Source organism: Actinosynnema sp. NPDC004786 (assembly GCF_053601135.1).
Genome location: NZ_JBSGBG010000022.1, coordinates 1 through 16,448, shown reverse-complemented (window position 1 = coordinate 16,448; position 16,448 = coordinate 1). Strand labels below are relative to the sequence as shown.

Sequence of the window (16,448 nt, the reverse complement as noted above, 5' to 3'; positions counted from 1 at the left end):
GGGCGGCCCTCCTGCGCCATCGCCGCGGAGGGCGCCGGGCCGGGAGCCCCCGTGCGCCGCCATCGCGCACGGGGGTTCCCGCGCCTCACACCGGCACGGTGACGATCCGCTCGTCGTCGAAGTTGCGCACCTCGATCGCCGCGACGTCCTCGGGCGCGATCAGCGCCGAGCCGTCGAGGTTCGTGCCGTCCCGCTCCCCCGCCGGCGAGACCAGCCAGCTCCCCGCCTCCTGCCTGCTGCCGTCCTTGGCCACGACGAACAGCCGGCACTTCTCGTCCCGCGCGATGCCCGAGACGGACGCGTTCACCCTGACCCACCCGGCGGCGGGCCGGAGCTGCACCGTCATCCGCGCACCGGTCACGGGGTCCACGGCCGAGCCCACCCTGGTCCCGGCCGGCGGCGCGGGCGGGTTCGACGTCTGCGTGGCCACCACGTCCGGCGCGGTGCCCCGGCCGACCGCGAACCCGCCGCCGAGCACGATCGCGGCCACCGCGGCGGCGGCCAGCCCCAGGCCGACCCGGCGGCGGCGCATGCGCACCTCGCGCTCGGACCGCACCTGCCGCAACGTCCGCTGCAACAGCAGGTCCCCGTCCTCGGGCGGGCCGTCGAGCAGCGCCTCGGGCGGCACGTCGCCCAGGGCCTCCTCCACCGCCCGCAGCCCGTCCAGCTCGGCGCGGCACACCGGGCAGGACGACAAGTGGTCCTCCACCACGCGCGCCTCCCGCTCGTCGAGGACGCCCAGCACGTACGCGCCGAGCAGCTGTGGATCGTGGTTGGCGGTCATCCGGCCACCCCCTTCAGCGCGGCCCGCTGCCCGGCGAACGTCTCCCGCAGCGCCCGCAGCGCGTAGTGCGACCTGGACTTGACCGTGCCCGGCGGCACCCCGAGCGCCGCAGCCGCCTCGGTCACGCTGCGTCCCCGGAAGTAGATCTCCAGCAGCACGTCGCGGTGGTCCGACGACAGCCGGTCGAGGGCTTCGAGCACGACCACCGAGTCCACCACGGAATCGGCGTGGTCGCGCTGCACCGGCGGGGTCGCCTGGGTCTCGGCGACCTCCTGCGGCCGGGCGGCCCTGGCCCGCGCCCGGTCCGTGACGATGTTGCGCGCCACCGTGAGCAGCCACCCGCGCACCGAGCCCTTGCCGTTGACCAGGGCGTCCGGGTGTCGCCAAGCGCGCACGAGGGTTTCCTGGACGACGTCCTCGGCCGCCGCCCGGTCCCCGGTCAGCCGCGTCGCGTAGGCGAGCAGCGCCCGACCGTGCTCCTCGTAGAGGGACCGGATCAAGGCCTCGTCGGCCGCGGCCTCCCGTCTCCGGGACCACAGAGCCGCCATCCACCCACTCCTCTCGTCACCCTCCCGCCACGGACACGGATGCCGGGCGGTTCCGGTTCACCGCGGCGCGGGAGGAGTTCGTCAGGAGCAGGTCCGGCCGGTGTTCACGCAGGCCGTGACGCGGTCCATCAGCTCGTCCGGCATGACGTTGACGAACATGGCGTGGTCGGTGCGCGGGTCGTGCCGCTGCTCGGGGAAGCTGTCGACGGCGTACGGGCGGCCGGCGGGCACGTCGTAGGCGACCCGCACGCGCAGCTTCGGCACCGGGAACGTGCCCGGCGGGCACACCCCGTTCGAGCCGGGGAACCCGGCGTGCGCCCGGTGGCTCGGGCTGTCGGTGTTGCGGCCGTCCCAGCAGCTCGGGAAGTCGAACGTGCGCAGCACCATGCCGCCGGGACCGCAGCGCGGGTAGCGGTCGGTGTGCCGGTCCTCGAACCCCGTGCAGCTCCACCGCACCCGGCCGCGCCCGGTGGTCAGCGCCGCCGGGTCGCCGGTGATCATGCGCAGGAACCGCGGCATGGGCACGACCTGGCTGACCGGGTTGCCGGTGAACGTGATCTCCACCCGCGCCGGGGGCAGCACCTCGCCGGTGTTGCCGTGCACGCCGCCGCCGGGCGCGTGCTCGTCGTGCCCGGTCCGGTCGGTCAGCCGCAGCACCGGCCAGTAGTAGGTGGACGGGTCGCCGGCGACGCACGTGGTCGTCGCGGCGGCCAGCGACTCGTCGGTGGAGCCGGCGTCGGTGCTGCGGTTGCCGACGTACTCGTGGGTGTGGTGCGCGCCGAACGGCCGGCCCGGCGCGATGACCACGTTGTCGGCGTTGAGGTGGCGGTCCTCGTTGCGGCCGCAGTCGACGCGGAACGTGCCGGTCGAGGCGTCCCCGGTGGTGGTGACCGACTCGGCCGCCACCGGCACCTCGTCGATGGCCACGGTGCGGGCGTCCGAGCAGCCGACGGCGAGCACCAGCACCAGCAGCGGCGGCCACCACCTCACGCGCCCAGCTTATTCGGCCGGGGCGGGCCGATCGACCGGCTGGGACGGCGGAGGGTGCGGGCGCACGGCCCGGCGGGCCCGTGCGGGCGAGCGCTACGGCGCGCGTGTGGCGGAACCGGCGACGAGCACCCGGCCGTCCACCGTGACGACGCTGACCGCGGCCACCTCCCCGGGGTCCACGAGCACGGCTCCGGCCAGGGCCGTGCCCTCGGGCGGGCGCGCGGCGACCCAGCCGCCGGCCGGGTGCGTGCGGCCGTGCGCGTCGGTGACCACGAGCCGGCACCGCTCCCCCGCGGCGACGCCCTCCACCACCGCGCTCAGCCGCACCCAGCCGTCGGCGGGCGTGACCGAGGTGGTCATCCGCACGCCGTCGGCCGTCGTGGCGGTCACGACCCGGACCTCGGGCGCGCTGTGCCGGCCGAGGTGGACGCCCCCGGCCAGCACCGCGGCGGTGAGCACGGCGCCCACCGCCGTGACGGCCCCGCCGCGCCGCCTGCGGTCGCGCGCCCTCTCGGCGCGGACCCGGCGCAGCGCGCGGTCGAGGATCGGATCGGGCATGTGCTCTCGTTCAGCCGGTGCTCGGTCGTGCCCCGAGCGGTGACGGGTTGCGGCGGTCGTGGCGCATGGGCGGTGCCTCCCTCGGCGGCGGCGGACACCTCTGACACGGCCCCGCCGGTCGTTCGGTTCACCCGGCCCGCCCGACCACCCGAACGGGCGAGGCGGCCCCGGGTCGCCCGGGACCGCCTCGCCCCTCGACCACGACCCCCGGTCAGGTCAACTGCACCCGCAGGACCCGGCTGGTGGAGTTGTTCGGCACGGAGTCCCGGTCGTCGCTGGTGGTCAGCCACAGGCTGCCGTCCGGCGCGGGCTCGACCGTGCGCAGCCGGCCGTACGTGCCCTGGAAGTGGACCGTCTCCGAACCGACCGACGTGCCGCTGATGACGAGCCGGTAGAGCCGGCTGCCGCGCAGCGTCGCCACGTAGACGGCGTTGTTCACGACGGCGATGCCGCTGGGCGAGGCGGTGGCGGTGCTCCACGTGCGCTTGGGCGCGACGTAGCCCGCGCAGGAGCCGGACGTGCCCTCGCAGGCGGGCCAGCCGTAGTTGCCGCCCCGCTCGGAGAGGTTCAGCTCGTCCATGACCGTGTTGCCCAGCTCGGCCTGCCACAGCCTGCCCTGGCCGTCGAACGCCAGGCCCTGCACGTTGCGGTGGCCGTAGGTCCACACGTAACGCGCGTTGCCGCCGTTGCGGTAGAACGGGTTGTCGGTCGGCGCGGAGCCGTCCGCGTTGAGCCGCAACACCTTGCCGCCCAGGTTGGACAGGTCCTGCGCCCAGTTGCCGTTCTGGGCGTCGCCGGTGCCCGCGTACAGCTTGCCGTCCGGGCCGAACCGCAGCCGGCCGCCGTTGTGGTAGCGGTTGCGCGGGATGCCGGTGAGCAGCACCTGCAGCGAACCCTGCACCAGCGCGTTGTTCTGCACCTTCATCCGCACGATCCGGTTGTCGTTCGCGGCCGTGTGGTAGATGTACAGGTAGTTGTCGGTCACGAAGGTCGGTGACACCTCCAGGCCGAGCAGACCGCCCTCGCCGTTGGTGGTCACCACGTTCGGCACCGTGCCGAGCGTGGTCCTCTGGCCCGACGGCGACAGCTTCACGATGTCGAACGCGTCGCGCCGGGTGTAGACGCCCGAGCCGTCGGGCAGGAAGTCCAGGCCCCAGGGCACGTCCGTGTCGGTGGCGAGCTGCGTCACCGGGCCGACCCCCGCAGCCGCAGGGCCGCCGGCCGAGGACGCCGCCGCGGGTTCCCCCCGGGACGGCGGGACGGGCGCCGCGCTCGCGGGCGCGGCGGACACCAGGGCGGACGCGGCCACGGCCAGCGCGGTGGCGAGCGCGCCGAGCGGGGTCGGCCGGGCGCGTCGGGTTCGGGGTGCCACGGAAGCCTCCACGGTCGTTGGCGTTCCCCCCTGCGGTGCAGGGGAGCGGTGCGGCGGAGTGGGTGCGGCGGAGTGGCGGCGGGGACGGGTCCGGCCGACGTCGGGGTCCGCGGTCGCGCGACCGCCGACCCCCGCGCCGGTCTCGTGCGGGCGACGTCCTGCCTTCGCACGGTAAAGGCTTTCCCCCGCACCGTCCAGTGGCGGTCAGCCGGTGAAGGGCTCGACGAAGAGGCGGCCCCATGCCACGAAGGCGAGCAGCACCAGGTAGGCGAGGTCGAGCACCGCCAGGCCGAATTCGCCCCGCCGGACCCGGACGACCGTCGCGCCGGCCATGACGCCCATCAGGCCGACCGCCGCGATCGGGACCAGGACCGGCGCGACGCCCAGCACGGCGGGCAGCACCAGGCCGACCGCCCCGAGGACCTCCAGCACCCCGATGGCCTTCACCGCGCCGGCGCCCCAGTCCTCGACCCACTGCCCGCTGCGGCCCGCGGCGGCGATCTTCCCCTTGGGCACGACCACCTTGCCGACGCCGCCCGCGAGGTAGGCGGTGGCGAGCAGGGCGGTGACGATCCACAGTGCGACGTTCACGGCGTTCTCCCCCGGGATCCGGTGTGGGAATGGCTTTGCGACCATGGGATGCCGGGGTCGCGGGCCCTGTGACAGACCGGCCGCGTGACCCGCGTCACACCGAGGGGACGGGAACCACCCATGGCCGCCGACGATCCCGCCACCGAGGCGTTCGCGACGCACCGCAGCCTGCTGTTCACGGTCGCCTACCAGGTGCTGGGCTCGGCCGTCGACGCCGAGGACGTCGTCCAGGAGACCTGGCTGCGGTGGTCGCGGGGTGGACCTCGACGCCGTGCGGGACCGGCGCGCGTACCTGGTGCGGATCGCCACCCGCGAGGCGCTGGGCCGGTTGCGGGCGCTCGGCCGGCGCAAGGAGTCCTACGTCGGCCCGTGGCTGCCCGAGCCGCTGCTGACCGCGCCCGACGTGGCCGAGGACGTGGAACTGGCCGACAGCCTGTCCCTGGCGATGCTGCTCGTGCTGGAGACGTTGGGGCCGATCGAGCGGGCGGTGTTCGTGCTGCGCGACGTGTTCGCCCTCGACTACGCGGAGATCGCCGAGGCGGTCGACCGGACACCGGCCGCGGTGCGCCAGATCGCCCACCGGGCCCGGGCCCACGTCGCCGAACGCCGGCCGCGCGGCACCGCGTCCCCGGACGAGACGCGGGCCGCGCTGGCGGCGTTCCAACGGGCGGTGGAGACCGGCGACCTGCGGGACCTGCTGGACGTGCTCGCGCCGGACGTCGTCATCCTGAGCGACGCGGGCGGGTTCAAGCAGGCCGTGCGCAAGCCGGTCGTCGGCGCGGAGAAGGCGGCCCGGCTGCTGGCCGCCCGGTGGGACGTCCTCGGCGCCCGGACGTCGACCGAGCCGGTGCGGCTCAACGGCGGTCCGGCGCTGCTGCTGCGGGTCGACGGGGTGCTGGACGGCATCGTCGCGATGCGCGTCGAGGACGGCCTGGTCACCGGCATCTACCTGCTGCGCAACCCGGAGAAGCTGTCGCGCGTGGACCGCGAGACCGCGGTGGGCCGCTGACGGCTACGGCAGCAGCAGGCCCCAGTGCGCGGCCCACGGCACGAACACCACCCCGCCCGCGACCAGCGACCCGAGCCGCAGCCGGTGGCCGGGTTCGGACCTGGCCCGCCACAGGCCCCACGCCGTGATCATCGCGGCGACCACCACCGCCACCGCGAGGAGTTGCAGCCCGAGCCACGGCAGCGGCCGGCCGAGCAGGACCGCGCCGGGGTTGCGCGCGTTGGTGGCGGACAGTTGGCCGAGGTACGCGAACAGCCCCAGCACGGCGAGCACGCCGGTGGTCGCGAGCACGCGGGCCGCGCGCCGGGCGGGTGGCGCGCCACGCCGGCCGCGCAGCCGCCGGACCGCCGCGCCTGCCCCGTACCCGCCGAACGCCACCAGCAGCACCGCGACCGCGACCAGGTGCGCCGCGGGTGACCCCGGCTCGACCGGCGCGCTGTCCCGCTCCTGCCGCGCGGGCGTCCCGACCTCGACGGCCGCGGTGGTCCCGGCGAGCCCGTGCACCCAGGACGAGACGCGTTCGAGGTAGGCGGGCGCCACCTCGTCGCCGCGCCGGAAGCCGTCCGGGGACAGGCGCATGGTGTGGTCGGCGCCGGGCACGGAACCGAGGGCGTACCGCCGGTTCCCGGCCGCGTCCAGCGACTCCCGGAAGAGCCGCAGGCTCTCCGCGCCGGGCACCACGCGGTCGAGTTCGCCCCACAGCCCCAGCACCGGCCGGGTGACGCGGGCCAGCACCGGCGCGGGGTCGTACCCGGCCTCCGGGAACAGGCCCGCGCCGACGACCAGGCCCAGCGCGGTGCGCGAGACCGTGTCCACCAGCGAGCCCGACACCCCGGCCGCGGCGAGCCGGTTCACGAGGTTCCACGACTGCTGGCGCTCCGGCGCCACGCCCGCCGCGCCGACCGTGACGACGAACGCCACCTCGGCCGTGCGGGACGCGGCCAGCGGCGCCACCCAGCCGCCCTCGCTGACACCCCACAGGCCGACCCGGTCCGGGTCCACGTCGGCACGGGACCGCAACGCCCGCAACCCGGCCAGCGCGTCGTCCGCGAGCAGCCCGAAGTCCACATCGGACCGTGACGCCTTCGGCCGCTTGTCGTAGATCAACGTCACGATGCCGGACCGGGCGAACGCCTCCGCCTCCGCCCGGTACCCGTCCCGCGACACCCGGCCGGAGCCGTGCACCATGACCATGGCGGGCCGCCGGGCGGCGGCGGGTTCGGCGGGGGCGAGGACCGTGCCGTGCAGGGTCGGCCCGCCGCTGCCGGAGAAGGTGACGTCCTGCTCGACCACCGCGGGTCCGGCCTGGGCCGGCCCGGCCGCGAGCGCGGTCGGCGTCACGACGGGCGTCACGGTGAGCGCCACGGTCGCGAGCAGCGTGCGGAGGGCACGCCGGAGCGACGGGTTGCGTGGGGGGAGCACAGGTGCTCTCCTTCCGGAGGAGGTTTCGCGCGTACGAGGAACACGCCGGTTCCCGGCGTGGTGCGGCGACTTCCGTGCCCGGGCCGTCGAGTGCCAGCTCGACGGCCCGGGGTGTCGGGCCCGGGTCCCGGACTTGTCCGATCAAGCCCGGGGTCTGGGGCGCTGGGTGTCGGTGCCCGCCCGATCAGGCCCGGTCCGCCGGGGGCGGTACCGGGAAGGCGAGGAAGCGGACGGCGACGTGCCGCGCGTCCGCGGGCGTCTCCCCCGCCGGTCGTTGGTAGCGCTTGAGCAGCGCCAGGTACTCGTCGAAGAACTCCCCCAGCTCCGGCAGCGTGACCCGGACCGACCCGCGCGAGTACGGCACCGCGTCCCCCCACTCGCCCAGCTCGGACCGCCGGGCCAGGAAGTCGGCGAACAACTCCTGGTCGGCCGCCAGCTTGAGCCGGTTGAGCTGTTCGAGGAGGGTGCGCACCTCCGGGTCCTCCGGGGCGCGGTCGAACCGCAGGTCCTGCGCCGGCGCCCGCCACCACCTCTCCCGGCCGTGCGCGCGTTCGGGCACCTCCTCCACGAAGGCGTGCCTGGCGAGCATCCGGAGGTGGTAACTCGTCGCGCCGCTGCTCTCGCCGAGCGCCTTGGCGAGCGTGCTGGCCGTGGCCGGCCCGTGCTGCCCGAGGTGCCGCAGTATCCGCTGGCGCAACGGGTGCGCGAGCGTGCGCAGTTCTTCGACGTCGGCGATGTCCCGGGGTGCCACCATGACGCAAAGCTACCGTTGCAAAGGCAGCTTTGCAACGTCACCTTTGCAACCGTGGGTGGCCTGCCCCCGCGGAGGGAGCAGGCCACCTGTCACGCCGACGCTTCGGGGCGCGGGCCGGCTGAGCGCCGACCGTCCCCGGCCCGCGCTCGGGGCGCGGGCCGGGGACGGTCGATCAGCGGTAGAGCGAGTCGTACAGCTCGGCGTGCGCCCGGTGCACGGTCTTGCGCTTCACCTTCAACGTCGGCGTCAGCTCGCCGTCGTCCTGGCTCAGGTCGCGGTCCAGCAGGGTGAAGCGCTTGACCTGCGAGACGGTGGCGAAGTGGGAGTTCGCCTCGTCCACCACGCCCTGCACGAGCGCCCGCACCTCGTCCGTCCGGACCAGGGACGGCAGGTCCGTCGGCAGGCCCCGGGCCTGCGCCCACGGCACGATCTCGTCCCGGTCCAGGGTGATCAACGCGACGAGGTACGGCTTGAGGTCGCCGTACACGACCGCGTGCGAGATCCACCGGGACTGGCGGAGCTGGTTCTCGACGTTGGCCGGGGCGATGTTCTTGCCGCCGGCGGTGATGATGATGTCCTTCTTGCGCCCGGTGATGGTGACGAAGCCGTCCTCGTCGATCTCGCCCAGGTCGCCGGTGCGCAGCCAGCCGTCGGTCAGCACCTCGGCGGTGGCGGCGGGGTTGTTCCAGTAGCCCGCGAACACGTGCGGCCCGCTCATCAGGATCTCGCCGTCGTCGGCGAGCTTCACCTGGAGCCCCGCCATGCCGAACGTGCCGACCGAGCCGAGCTTGTGCCGCGCCACCGTGTTGACCGTGCCGACCCCGGTCGACTCGCTCATGCCGTAGCCCTCCAGCACCGGCACGCCGGCCGCCGAGAAGAACTCCAGCACCTCGACCGAGATGGGCGCGGCGCCGGACAACGCCTGCCGCAGCCGCCCGCCGAAGATCGCCCGCACCTTGGCGAACACCGGCTCCACCTGCTCGAACGCGGCGGCCAGGTCGGGCGGCACCGGTCGGCCCCCGGCCCGCAGCCCGCGCACCGCCAGCCCGACCCGCACGGCCTGCCGCAACCGCTCCTCCGGCACGCCGGCCGTGGCGGCGGTGTAGATCTTCTCGAAGATCCGGGGCACGGACGGCAGGAACGTCGGCCGCACCTCCGCCAGCTCCGCCACGACCCGCGACGTGTCGCCGCCGTAGAACGCGAGCGCGTGCCCGGTGTTGAGCGCGGACAGCAGCACGATCTGCGCGAACACGTGCGCCAGCGGCAGGAACAGGTACGCCACGTCGTCCGGCAGCACGTAGTCCAGCTCCTCGCTGAGCCGGCACATGGTCAACCAGTTCCGGTTGGTCAGCACGCAGCCCTTGGGCGGCCCCGTGGTGCCCGAGGTGTAGATGATCACGGTCGGGTCGTCCGGGTCGATCGCGGCGCGGCGGTCGTCCAGCTCGCCCGGCGCCGGCGACGTCCGGCCGCGCGACCGCAGCTCGTCCAGCCCGCCGTCGTCGATGACCACGACGTCCCGCAGCCCCGGCACCTGGTCGCGGACGGAGTCGACCTTGGCCCGCTGCCGTTCGTCCTCCGCGACGAGCAGCACCGCGCCGGAGTCGCCGATGATCCACGCGCACTCCTCCGGCGCGCTGGACGGGTAGATCGGCACCACGATGCCGCCCGCCGCGAGCACGGCCAGCTCCACCGCCGACCACTCCACCCGGGTGTCCGCCAGCACGCACACCCGGTCGCCGGGCCGCACGCCGAGGTGCACCAGGCCGGACGCCAGCTCCATGACCCACTCGGCGACCTCGGTGAACGTCAGGTCCTGCCACCGCCCGTCCCGCCGGTGGCGCCAGGCCACCCGGTCGTCGTGCGCCTGGGCGGCCACGAAGGGCAGGTCGGCGATGACGCGCGCCGCGGTCACGGGCATGGTGGTGCTCCTCATTCGGCTGGGGACACGTGCACGTGGACCCCGTTCAGCACGGCGGTGCCGGACAGCGGGTCCACGGCCAGGTCGTCGGTGAGCAGGTTGGCGTTGACGCCGGGGTGCGCCCGCGCGGTGGCGAGGCGGGTGCCGGGCCGGTCGTGGCCCCAGCCGTGCGGCAGGCTGACCACCCCGGCGGCCACGTCGGCGCTGACCTCCACGGTGGCCACGACCTCGCCGACGCGGGACGTCACCCGGGCCGCGCCGCCGTCGGCCAGGCCGAGCCGCGCGGCGTCGGCCGGGTGCACCAGCAGCGTGCACACCGGCCTGCCCTTCACCAGGGCGGGCACGTTGTGCAGCCACGAGTTGTTCGACCGCAGGTGCCGCCGGCCGATCAGCACCAGGCCCTCGACCGGCGCGCGCAGGGCCGCCAGCACGCGGGGCACGTCGGCCGCGATCGGCCCGGGGCACAGCTCGACCCGGCCCGACGGCGTGCGCAGGACCTCCGGCAGGCGGCCGGTCAGCGGGCCGAGGTCGACGCCGTGCGGCCGGTCGAGCAGGTCGTCCAGCGTCAGCCCGTACGGCCCGGACCGCAGCCGGGCGTCCAGCAGCCGCTCCTCGCGGGTGCGCCCCGACTCGCCGGTCAGGCCGACGAGCGCGTCGAGGTCGGCGTCCGGGCCGAGGCCGGCGAGGATCGCGGTCAGCCGGAGCAGGATCTCGCCCTCGTCGACCTCGTCGGGGCCGAGCGGCACGGCGGGGCGGGAGAACTTGGCCACGTTGCGCACCGACAGCGACAGGAACGCCAGGTCGTAGTGCGCGCGGCGGCTGGGCGGAGGTGGCGGCAGGATCACGTCGGCGTGCCGGGTGGTCTCGTTCAGGTAGGGGTCGACCGACACCATGAAGCCCAGCGTGGCCAGCGCCGCGTCGAGCCGGGCCGAGTTGGGCACGGACAGCGCCGGGTTGCCGGCCACCGTGACCAGCGCCCGCACCTGTCCGTCCCCCGGTGTGGTGATCTCGTCGGCCAGCGTGACGGCGGGCAGCTCGCCCGCCACCTCGGGCAGCCCGCGCACCCGGCTGCGCCACCGCCCGGTGCTGAAGCCCTTCCCCGTCCCGACGCCCCGCCGCGCGTGCGCGGGCAGCGGGAACATCGCGCCGCCGGGCCGGTCCAGGTTGCCGGTGAGGACGTTGAGCACGTCGACCAGCCAGCTCGTGACCGTGCCGAACCCGACCGCCGTGGTGCCGATCCGCCCGTACACGGCCGCGCGGGGCGCCTCGGCGAGCCGCCGGGTCAGCGCCCGGATCTCCGCCGCCGCGATCCCGCACCGCGACGCCACCGCCTCGGGCGTGAACGGCTCGCTGAGCCGCCGCACCTCCGCCACGCCCGCCACGTGCGGCGCGAGCGCCCCGAGGTCCACCAGCGACGCCGCGAACAGCTCGTTGACCATGGCGAACAGCAGGAACACGTCGGTGCCCGGCACGATCGGCAGGTGCGCGTCGGCGGCCGCCGCGGTGCGGGTGCGCCGCGGGTCCACCACGACGAACGCGCCGCCGCGGGCGCGCAGCGCCTTCAACCGGCCCGGCGCGTCGGGCACGGTCCACAGGCTGCCGTTGGAGGTGAACGGGTCCGCGCCGAGCACCAGGAGGAAGTCGGTGCGGTCCACGTCCGGCACCGGGATGGTGAAGATGCCCCCGTACATCAGCCCGCACGCCACGTGCTTGGGCATCTGGTCGACGGTCGCGGCGGTGAACACGTTGCGCGAGCCCAGCGCCTTGCGCAGCCCGGCCGCGTACAGGCCGCCGGCCAGCGAGTGCACCGTCGGGTTGCCCAGGTACAGCGCGACCGCGTCCCGGCCGTGCTCGGCGATCACCGCCCGGAGGCGCGCGTCGACCAGCTCGAACGCCTCGCGCCAGCCCACCGCCTCCCAGTCGCCGCCCCGCCGGGCGACGGGCGTGCGCAGCCGGTCCGGGTCGGCGTCCAGCGCGCCCAGCGACGCGCCCTTCGGGCACAGGAACCCGCCGCTCAACGGGTCCTCCCGGTCGCCGCGCACCCCGACGACGCGGTCGCCCGACACGGTCAGCTCCAGACCGCAGGTGGCCTCGCACAGCGGGCACGTCGTGTACGCCTTACGCATCGGGCCCCGCAACCCCACCGCACCTCGACCGCCGCACGCCGGAACTCACGCGCCCCAGGCAACACCGCCGCCCCGCGGCCCGGTTAGTGCGGACTCCACAACAACTAAGCGCGCCCGTCCAGCACCCGCGCCAGCTCCAGCCGCGACGACACCCGCAGCTTGGCGTAGATCCGGGACAGGTAGACCTCGATCGTGCGCGGGCTGTAGTGCAGCGCGGCCGCGATGTCCCGGTTCCGCATGCCCTGCTGCACGAGCCGGGCGACGTTCTCCTCCGCCGCCGTCAGCACGCCGCGGGCCTTGGCCCGCGCCCGCGGCACCTTCGCGCCCAGCTCCCGCAACCGCCCGCCCGCCTGCCGCCGCAGCCCGTGCGCCCCCAACCGCTGGAACACCGCGTAGGCGTCCAGCAGCTCCGCCACGGCGGACCGGTCCACCAGGCCCAGCGCCAACTGCGCCCGGGCGCGCTCGAACACCAGCCCGCCCGCCTCGGCCTCCCGGACCGCCTCCCGCAGCGCACCGGCGTCGGCCTCGCAGAGCCCGACCGCCCGCCGCGCGGTCACCTCGGTCCACGGCGCGACCCGGTCCGCGGGCAGCGACCGCAGCCACCTCACGGTCCGCCGGGCGTCCTCCGTGCGGTCGTGCGCCAGGTCCAGGTCGACCAGGCGGCCCAGCAGCAGGCCGCCGTAGGCGTTCAGCCCGTCGCCCGCGGCCTGGAGGAGCGTGCGCCGAGCGCCCTCCACGTCACCGCGCGCGGCCAGGTAGCCGGCCAGCGCCAGCGCGTGCAGCCCGGACATGTTCGGGCTGGTCGGGGCGGGCAGCGCGGCCAGCCGGGCGGCCACGTCCAGCTCGCCGCGCCACGTCCGCACCTCCAGCTCGATCGCGCGCAGCCCGTCGAGCATCATCAGCTCCTGCCGCGACTCCAGCTCCGCCGCCGCGCGGCCGACCCGCTCCAGGCACGCGTCCCACGCCCCGCCGAACCACTCCGACGCCGCCCGCGCCAGCTCCAGCTCGCCGCGGAACGCGTGCTCACCGGCCCGTTCCCGCAGCTCCTCGGCCCGCCGCAGCCGCCACGACGCGTCGTGCACCAGCCCGGCCAGCGCGCCGGTCGACGCGCCGACCGCCAGTGCCTGCAACTCCAGCGCGGGCGACCCCGCCGCCGAGGCCAGCGCGCGGTTCGCGTACTCGACCGTCCGGTCGTGCCGCAGCAGCATCGACGTGATCACGACCAGCCGGCCGAACACCACCACGCCCTCCGCGCCGGAGCCGAGCGGCATGGCCTCGATCCGGTCCACCGCCTCCAGCGCCTCCGCGTGCCGCCCGGTGAACACCAGCAGCAAGGCGCGCTGCGCGTGCAACGCGGCCGGCGCGTCGCCCGCCCGCACCTCGGCGTCGGCCAGCCGCACCGCCTCGTCCAGCCGGCCGACCAGGAACAGGCTGCTCAGCACCACCAGCGCGCACCGCGACCGCTCCGGTCCCGGCGGCAGCTCCGCCAGGGCGGCGAGGCCCGGCGCGACGGCGGCGGCCGGGCGGGACGCGTGCGCCAGCGCCCGGCACTGCGAGGCCAGCAGCGCGGCGCGTTCCGGCGCGGCCACCGGCAGCAGCTCCAGCGCCCGCGCGCACAACGCCGCGGCCGCCTCCGGCGCGGTGGCCCGGTTCGCCGCCGCGGCCTGCGCCATCACCCGCACCGCGCGCAGGTCGCCGGGCGGCGCGGACTCGGCCAGGTGCCAGGCCAGCTCCATCTCGTCGACCGCCAGCCCGCGCGCCCGGTCGTCCAGCAGCCGGGCGCTGATCAGGCTGTGCAGGTGGCGGCGTTGGGCCGGCCCGATCTCCTGGTAGAGCGCTTCGCCGACCAGCGCGTGCGAGAACCGGTACCCGCGGTCGTCGTCCCGCACCACGATGTGCGCCCGCAGCAACCCGTCGAACGCGTCCACCACGACGTCCTCGGGCAGCGACGACACGCGCGCGAGCAAACCGATCTGGTCCAGCCGCACCCGCCGGAAGATCGACACCGCGCGGGCGACCGCCCGGGTGTCCCGGTCCAGCGGCGCGACCCGCCGCAGCACGGCGTCGCGCCGGGTCAGCCGGATCGCCGAGGGCGACACGGCGAGCCTGGCCCGGTCGCCGTCCACCGCCACCAGGTCCAGCTCGCGCAGCGACCGGGCGATCTCCACCGCGAAGAACGGGTTGCCGTCCGCGCGCCGGCACACCTCGTGCGCCAGGCCGTCGTCCACCGGCGTGCCGAGCACGGTCTCCACGATCCGGGCCACCTCGTCGCCGCCCAGCGGCGCCAGCCGCACGCGCACCACCTCGGCGTGCCGTTCGAGCCGGTCCAGCAGCTCCTCGACGCCGGGGTTGCGGTGGTGCTCGCGCACCGCCGTGACCAGCACCAGCGGCGCGGCGGTGACGCGGCGCAGCACCACGGCGAGCATGGCCAGCGAGTCGTCGTCCACCTGGTCGAAGTTGTCCAGCAGCAGCGCGGCGGGCCGGTCGGCGGCGAGCCCGGTCAGCGCGCGGGCGACCAGCTCGCAGGACCGGCCGAACCAGGTCGCGTCGGGGGTGGAGGTGAGGTCGAGCGCGGCCACCGCGGCCCGCACGTCGTCGGTGGCCGGCACCGAGCGCAGCGCCGTCGCCACGGCCGCGTACGGGATGCGCCTGCTCACGTCGTCCGACTCGGCGGCGGCCACCGCGCGGCCCCGGTCCCGCAGCCGGCGGCCCGTCTCGGCCAGCAGGCTGGACTTGCCGATGCCCGGCTCGCCGGACACCACCACGGCCACCAACCCGGCGGCGGGCACGCGCCCGACCGCGTCGAACACGGCCGCCAGCTCGCTCTCCCGGCCGAAGAAAGGCGACAAGGGCGACCTCCCGGCGTTGGGCCCACCACCCTACCGACTGAGGTTTCCCTACTCACGTGTCGTGGCTCACGGTGCTGACATGGCGGCACACGACTGCCGCACCGGGAGGGCCGATGACGGTCGAGGGCACCTGCGCCGACGAGTTCGCCGAAGTCCGCGCCGAGTTCGAACGCAACTTCGCCGAGCGGGGCGAGGTGGGCGCGGGCGTGCACGTGACGGTCGACGGCGAGACCGTGGTGGACCTGTGGGGCGGTGACGCGGGCGGGCGGCCGTGGACCGAGGACACCGTCACGCACGTCTGGTCGTGCACCAAGGGCGCGACGGCGTTGTGCGCGCACGTGCTGGCGTCGCGGGGAGAGCTGGACCTCGACGCGCCGGTGGTGCGGTACTGGCCGGAGTTCGGGCGGCACGGCAAGGACGGCACGCTGGTGCGGCACCTGCTGGCGCACCAGGCGGGGCTGGCCGCGGTGCGCGCGCCGGTGCCGCCGGGCGGGATGCTCGACTGGGAGCTGATGACGGGGCTGCTGGCCCGGCAGGAGCCGTTCTGGGCTCCGGGCACGGCGCACGGCTACCACGCGTTGACGTTCGGCCACCTGGTCGGCGAGGTGGTCCGCCGGGTGTCCGGCCTGTGGCCGGCGGAGTTCTTCGAGAAGGAGGTCTCCGGCCCGCTGGGGCTCGACTTCTGGCTGACCCTGCCCGAGGACCTGGAGCCGCTGGTCGCGCCGACCATCCCGGCGGACCGCGGCGGGGAGCCGCCGGCCATGTCGGCGGCGGCGGCCGACCCGACGTCGATGCAGGCGCTGCTGGTGACCAACACCGGCGGGTACCTGGCGGCGTCGGACAGCCGTGCGGCGCACGCGGCGCAGTTCGGCTCGGTCGGCGGGATGAGCAACGCGCGCGGCCTGGCGCAGATGTACCGGCCGTTGGCGCTGGGCGGCGAGTACAACGGCGTGCGGCTGGTGGACGAGGCCCACGTGCCGGTCATGTCCGGGGTGGTGTCGGCAGGGGCCGACCGGGTGCTGCTCGCGCCGACCCGGTTCTCGCTCGGGTTCGCCAAGTCGGTCGGGAACCGGCACCTGCCCGCGGTGGAGCGCGGGGTGCTGATGTCGGAGGACGCGTTCGGGCACTCGGGGATGGGCGGGTCGCTCGGCTTCGCCGACCCCGGCGCGCGGATGTCGTTCGGGTACGCGATGACGAAGATGGGGCCGGGCGTGGGCGTCAACGACCGCGGTCAGTCCCTTGTGGACGCCGTCTACCGGGCCCTGGGCCACCGCCCGGCGACGGACGGCACCTGGTTCCGCCCGACCCGGTGAACCCCGGTGGCGCCGGGGCGGGAGTGGTCGGGGGTCCGACCGCCGCCGCCCGCTCCGGCGCGATGACCCGGCCGCCGCCCACCCGGGCGCGGGCGACCGGCCACTGCCGGCCCACTGCCCGGCCGCCGGGGGCGCCCGGCCGGGGGGGGGGCGGGGGGGGGGGCGGCGGCTGGGCGGGGAACACCACAGAAATACACAAACCAAAAAAAAGAAA

At 75.7% G+C, this 16,448-nt stretch carries 12 protein-coding genes and 1 pseudogene; 2 read left to right on the top strand and 11 right to left on the bottom strand.

The annotated features are described in order from the left end of the window. Window positions 1-85: 85 nt before the first annotated feature. The 6 genes from ACWEFJ_RS20795 to ACWEFJ_RS20770 form a co-directional block, all read right to left on the bottom strand. Window positions 86-784 (bottom strand): anti-sigma factor family protein, encoded by a 699-nt coding sequence (locus ACWEFJ_RS20795; protein ID WP_449714732.1) that lies wholly within the window; start codon window positions 782-784, stop codon window positions 86-88. Next, window positions 781-1,332, bottom strand: coding sequence for a sigma-70 family RNA polymerase sigma factor (locus ACWEFJ_RS20790; RefSeq protein WP_449714731.1), 552 nt, complete (start codon window positions 1,330-1,332; stop codon window positions 781-783). Before ACWEFJ_RS20790 ends, ACWEFJ_RS20795 begins: the two co-directional genes overlap by 4 nt. An 81-nt stretch (window positions 1,333-1,413) precedes the next feature. Further along, the gene (locus ACWEFJ_RS20785) at window positions 1,414-2,322 is read right to left on the bottom strand and encodes a DUF1996 domain-containing protein (protein ID WP_449714730.1); all 909 of its coding nucleotides are present in this window, start codon (window positions 2,320-2,322) and stop codon (window positions 1,414-1,416) included. A gap of 93 nt (window positions 2,323-2,415) precedes the next feature. Beyond that, window positions 2,416-2,880 (bottom strand): hypothetical protein, encoded by a 465-nt coding sequence (locus ACWEFJ_RS20780; RefSeq protein WP_449714729.1) that lies wholly within the window; start codon window positions 2,878-2,880, stop codon window positions 2,416-2,418. Between the two features lie 211 nt (window positions 2,881-3,091). Continuing rightward, window positions 3,092-4,252 (bottom strand): PQQ-dependent sugar dehydrogenase, encoded by a 1,161-nt coding sequence (locus ACWEFJ_RS20775; protein ID WP_378091627.1) that lies wholly within the window; start codon window positions 4,250-4,252, stop codon window positions 3,092-3,094. A gap of 204 nt (window positions 4,253-4,456) precedes the next feature. Then, entirely contained in the window at window positions 4,457-4,843 is a 387-nt protein-coding gene (locus ACWEFJ_RS20770) for a DoxX family protein (RefSeq protein WP_449714728.1), read from the bottom strand. A 120-nt stretch (window positions 4,844-4,963) separates the two neighbouring features. Here ACWEFJ_RS20770 and ACWEFJ_RS20765 point away from each other — a divergent pair. Then, window positions 4,964-5,852: pseudogene (locus ACWEFJ_RS20765) on the top strand (RNA polymerase sigma-70 factor). Between the two features lie 3 nt (window positions 5,853-5,855). Here ACWEFJ_RS20765 and ACWEFJ_RS20760 read toward each other — a convergent pair. The 5 genes from ACWEFJ_RS20760 to ACWEFJ_RS20740 form a co-directional block, all read right to left on the bottom strand. After that, window positions 5,856-7,274 (bottom strand): alpha/beta hydrolase family protein, encoded by a 1,419-nt coding sequence (locus ACWEFJ_RS20760; RefSeq protein WP_449714727.1) that lies wholly within the window; start codon window positions 7,272-7,274, stop codon window positions 5,856-5,858. A 184-nt stretch (window positions 7,275-7,458) separates the two neighbouring features. Continuing rightward, window positions 7,459-8,028: an ArsR/SmtB family transcription factor gene (locus ACWEFJ_RS20755; protein ID WP_378091618.1), complete on the bottom strand. Its 570-nt coding sequence runs from the start codon at window positions 8,026-8,028 to the stop codon at window positions 7,459-7,461. Window positions 8,029-8,200: 172 nt separating this feature from the next. Continuing rightward, a complete protein-coding gene (locus ACWEFJ_RS20750) occupies window positions 8,201-9,946 on the bottom strand; it encodes an AMP-dependent synthetase/ligase (protein WP_449714726.1) in 1,746 nt (581 codons plus the stop codon). A gap of 11 nt (window positions 9,947-9,957) precedes the next feature. Further along, entirely contained in the window at window positions 9,958-12,072 is a 2,115-nt protein-coding gene (locus tag ACWEFJ_RS20745) for a molybdopterin oxidoreductase family protein (protein WP_449714725.1), read from the bottom strand. A 104-nt stretch (window positions 12,073-12,176) separates the two neighbouring features. After that, a complete protein-coding gene (locus ACWEFJ_RS20740) occupies window positions 12,177-14,921 on the bottom strand; it encodes an ATP-binding protein (protein ID WP_378097318.1) in 2,745 nt (914 codons plus the stop codon). A gap of 113 nt (window positions 14,922-15,034) precedes the next feature. Between ACWEFJ_RS20740 and ACWEFJ_RS20735 the strand changes: the two genes are divergently transcribed. Then, complete coding sequence (locus tag ACWEFJ_RS20735) at window positions 15,035-16,234, top strand: serine hydrolase domain-containing protein (protein ID WP_449714724.1); 1,200 nt, start codon at window positions 15,035-15,037, stop codon at window positions 16,232-16,234. Window positions 16,235-16,448 lie beyond the last annotated feature (214 nt).